This window comes from Tardiphaga sp. (assembly GCF_044340795.1).
GTDB lineage: Bacteria > Pseudomonadota > Alphaproteobacteria > Rhizobiales > Xanthobacteraceae > Tardiphaga.
Window position 1 is genome coordinate 1 of record NZ_JBIISY010000394.1, and the last position, 3,620, is coordinate 3,620.

General features: G+C 63.1%; 4 protein-coding genes. All 4 read left to right on the forward strand.

Annotated elements, in window-relative coordinates:
• The first annotated feature begins 187 nt into the window (after positions 1-187).
• The 4 genes from ACIQ17_RS32045 to ACIQ17_RS32060 all read left to right on the forward strand — a co-directional run bounded on the left by ACIQ17_RS32045 (position 188) and on the right by ACIQ17_RS32060 (position 3,386).
• On the forward strand, positions 188-778 hold the full coding sequence (locus tag ACIQ17_RS32045) for a GNAT family N-acetyltransferase (protein ID WP_398473578.1): 591 nt from the start codon (positions 188-190) through the stop codon (positions 776-778).
• Between the two features lie 56 nt (positions 779-834).
• Complete coding sequence (locus ACIQ17_RS32050) at positions 835-1,224, forward strand: RidA family protein (RefSeq protein WP_398473579.1); 390 nt, start codon at positions 835-837, stop codon at positions 1,222-1,224.
• Positions 1,225-1,291: 67 nt separating this feature from the next.
• Positions 1,292-2,740, forward strand: coding sequence for a homospermidine synthase (locus tag ACIQ17_RS32055; RefSeq protein ID WP_398473580.1), 1,449 nt, complete (start codon positions 1,292-1,294; stop codon positions 2,738-2,740).
• Positions 2,741-2,873: 133 nt separating this feature from the next.
• Positions 2,874-3,386, forward strand: a complete 513-nt coding sequence (locus ACIQ17_RS32060) for a MaoC family dehydratase (RefSeq protein ID WP_398473581.1) — start codon at positions 2,874-2,876, stop codon at positions 3,384-3,386.
• Positions 3,387-3,620 lie beyond the last annotated feature (234 nt).

A 3,620-nucleotide genomic window follows, 5' to 3' on the forward strand; every position in this document is an offset into this window, starting at 1 on the left:
GGGGAGGTCGGATCGCGAAGCGATCCGGGTGGGGGTAGCCACAGGCTCCTGAGTTTGCGGCTACCCCCACCCCGCCCTCCCCGCAAGGGGGAGGGAGAAGAAACCGAGATCCGGCTCACCGGCTCTCATCCTGTCACTCACCGGAATGACAACACTCCGCGCACCACGCGGAGTGGGGACACATGCCATGACCGATCTGCACGAGACCAACATCATCGCCCCGACCATCGCAGCCACTCCGTTCGTGATCCGCGCGGAAAACGGCTCCGACATCGCCGCCCGTGAATCCCTGCTGGATGTGTGCTTCGGCGCCTCGCGCCATGCCCGCACCTGCCAGCGACTGCGTGACGGACGACTGCCCGCAGAAGGCCTCGCCTTCTCGGTGGATTTCGAGGGCAAGCTGGTCGGCACGATCAGGCTTTGGCATGTCGATGCCGGGGGCCGAGCAGCACTCATGCTCGGCCCCCTGGCCGTCGATCCCGCGTTGCGCGCCCTCGGCATCGGCGCCGCACTGATGCAGCACGCGATCACGGAAGCCACCGCGCGCGGCCACGGCGCGATCCTGCTGCTGGGGGACGCACCCTATTACGCCCGTTTCGGCTTCACGCCGGACCGGATGGACACGCTCGCCCTTCCCGGCCCGTTCGAGCGCGAGCGCCTGCTTGGCCTTGAACTGAAGCCGGATGCGCTGGATCGCGCCCGCGGCATCATCCTGCCGAGCGGTAAACGGGTCCGTCGCGCAGAGGTCGAGTTCCAGCCATTCGCCCGCGCGGCTTGATTTGACCGCCAGGAACCGGCATTGCGGGGCTCATCTCTGCAGGAGAGTCCCCAGCCATGACGCGCCAACTGATTTCCTCGGGATCGCCGTTCGAAAAGCTCGCCGGTTACAGCCGCGCGGTGGTCGATGGCGATTTCTGCTTCGTCGCCGGAACCACCGGCTATGACTACACCACCATGATCATGCCGACCGATGTCACGGCGCAGACATATAACTGCTTCAAGACGATCAGGAGCGCGCTGGAAGAGGCCGGATTCGCCATGGCCGACATCATCCGCGCCACCTACTACATCACCAATGCGCAGGATGCCGACGCGGTATTCATCGTCTGCGGTGAGCATCTCGGCAACATCCGCCCGGCCGCAACACTGCTCGTGGTTGCTGGTCTTTACCGGCCAGAGATGAAGGTCGAAATCGAAGTGACCGCAAAGCGTCGCTCGCACTAATCCACCCAGGCTCCGCGAACGGCGGAGCCGTTCACGTCCATCCGTTCCGCCCTGGAGTTTCTTGCTGATGTCCATTCCCTCGCAGATCTACGCGAAGATTACCGGCCCCATCGTCATGGTTGGCTTCGGCTCGATCGGCAAAGGCACGCTGCCGATGATCGAGCGCCACCTCGACTATGACAAGTCGCGCGTCACCGTGCTCGATCCCAAGGACGAGGGCCGCAAGGCGCATTGCGAAAAGCAGGGCGTGCGCTTCATCCAGCAGGGCGTGACCAAGGACAACTACCGCGAACTCCTGACCCCGCTTCTCACCGAAGGCGGCGGCCAGGGCTTTTGCGTCAACCTCTCGGTCGACACCGGCTCCACCGACATCATGGAGCTCTGCAACGAGATCGGCGCACTCTATATCGACACGGTGAACGAGCCCTGGCTCGGCTTCTATTTCGACGCCACCAAGGGTCCGGAAGCACGCTCCAACTACGCGCTGCGTGAAAACACGCTGGCCGCCAAGAAGGCGCGCAAACCCGGCTCGACCACGGCCGTCTCGTGCTGCGGCGCCAATCCGGGCATGGTGTCCTTCTTCGTCAAGCAGGCGCTGCTCAACGTCGCCGCCGACCTCAAGCTCAATGCGCCGAAGCCGAAGACCAAGGCCGAATGGGCCGACCTCATGCGCCAGGCCGGCATCAAGGGCATCCATATCGCCGAACGCGACACCCAGCGCTCGAAGAATCCGAAAGAGCCGGACGTGTTCGTCAACACCTGGTCGGTGGAAGGCTTCCTGTCGGAAGGCGTGCAGCCGTCCGAACTCGGCTGGGGCACCCATGAGAAGTGGATGCCGGACAACGCCAAGACCCACGAAGCCGGCTGCGGCGCTGCGATCTATCTGATGCAGCCCGGCGCCAATACGCGCGTGCGCACCTGGTGCCCGACCCGCGGCGCGCAATACGGCTTCCTGGTCACGCATAACGAGTCGATCTCGATCTCGGATTACTTCACCGTGCGTGACGCCGCGGGCAACGCCGTCTATCGCCCGACCTGCCACTATGCCTATCACCCCGCCGACGATGCGGTGCTGTCGCTGCACGAGATGTTCGGCCGCGCGGCGAAGATGCAGGAGAAGCATCACATCCTCGACGAGAACGAAATCGTCGACGGCATCGACGAACTCGGCGTGCTGCTGTTCGGCCACGACAAGAATGCCTACTGGTATGGCTCGCAGCTCTCCATCGAGGAGACGCGTGCACTTGCGCCGTATCAGAACGCCACGGCGCTGCAGGTGACGTCGGCTGTTCTCGGCGGCATGGTGTGGGCGCTGGAAAATCCGAATGAAGGCATCGTCGAAGCCGATGAAATGGACTTCGATCGCCTGCTCGAAATCCAGACGCCGTATCTCGGTCCGGTGAAGGGTTACTACACCGACTGGACGCCGCTCGAAGGCCGTCCGGGCCTGTTCCCGGAAGAACTCGACACGTCAGATCCGTGGCAGTTCAAGAACATCCTCGTTCAGGGCTGGTAAAATCGAGCCGTAGGGCGGATGAGGCGAAGCCGTCATCCGCCGGCGGAGTTTCCGTTATGGACTCGGCCGGCGGATTACGCTTCGCTCATCCGCCCTTCGGCCTATACAAGACCACTTTCAAGGACCAACCACGGTGTCATACGCAGAACGCGCCACACAGCAGCTCGAAGCCATTCGCGCAAAACTTATTCCGCTGGAAGAGTATCGCAAGCTGTTGAATGGCGAGGAACTGGTGTCGGACTGGGTCGTGGTCGATCAATCCATGATCGATACATTTGCGGACGCCACGCTCGACTGGCAGTTCATCCATGTCGATCCCGAACGCGCGAGGGAAACGCCCTTTGGCGGCACGATCGCCCATGGCTTTCTGACATTGTCGCTGCTCTCGAGGCTCGCCTTCGATGCGATGCCCGGCGTGCAGCGTTCGCGCATGGGCGTGAATTACGGTTTTGACCGCGTGCGCTTCAACAGCGCGGTGAAAGCAGGCGCGCGCGTGCGTGGCAAATTCCGGCTCGTGGGCCTGAACGAGCGCGCGGTGTCGATCCAGTCGGCCTGGGACACGGTGATCGAGGTCGAAGGCATCAAGAAACCCGCGCTCGAAGCGCATTGGATCACGGTCGCGATGGTCGATCCGAACGCGGATTGACTGTCTTCTCCCTCCCCAAGCGGCGCGTTGCGTCTCGATCAACCTATCAAACAGCCACGCTCTCGTATTCTCGCGGCGCTTGCGCGTCCGAGGTATGAGCATTCCTCCCCTCCAGACATGAGGGGAGGTGGCACGCCGCAAGGCGCACTTGAGTGGACTTGACGCTGTCCGTTCAACGCTGGATCGCCAGCGAGCCCAAACAGCGCAACGCCTTACGGCGCGCCACCGCGACGT

What these genes read in the sequence shown, in the direction of transcription:
- ACIQ17_RS32050 (WP_398473579.1), top strand. Translation starts at nt 835, where the DNA reads ATGACGCGCCAACTGATTTCCTCGGGATCGCCGTTCGAAAAGCTCGCC.
- ACIQ17_RS32045 (WP_398473578.1), top strand. Translation starts at nt 188, where the DNA reads ATGACCGATCTGCACGAGACCAACATCATCGCCCCGACCATCGCAGCC.
- ACIQ17_RS32055 (WP_398473580.1), top strand. Translation starts at nt 1,292, where the DNA reads ATGTCCATTCCCTCGCAGATCTACGCGAAGATTACCGGCCCCATCGTC.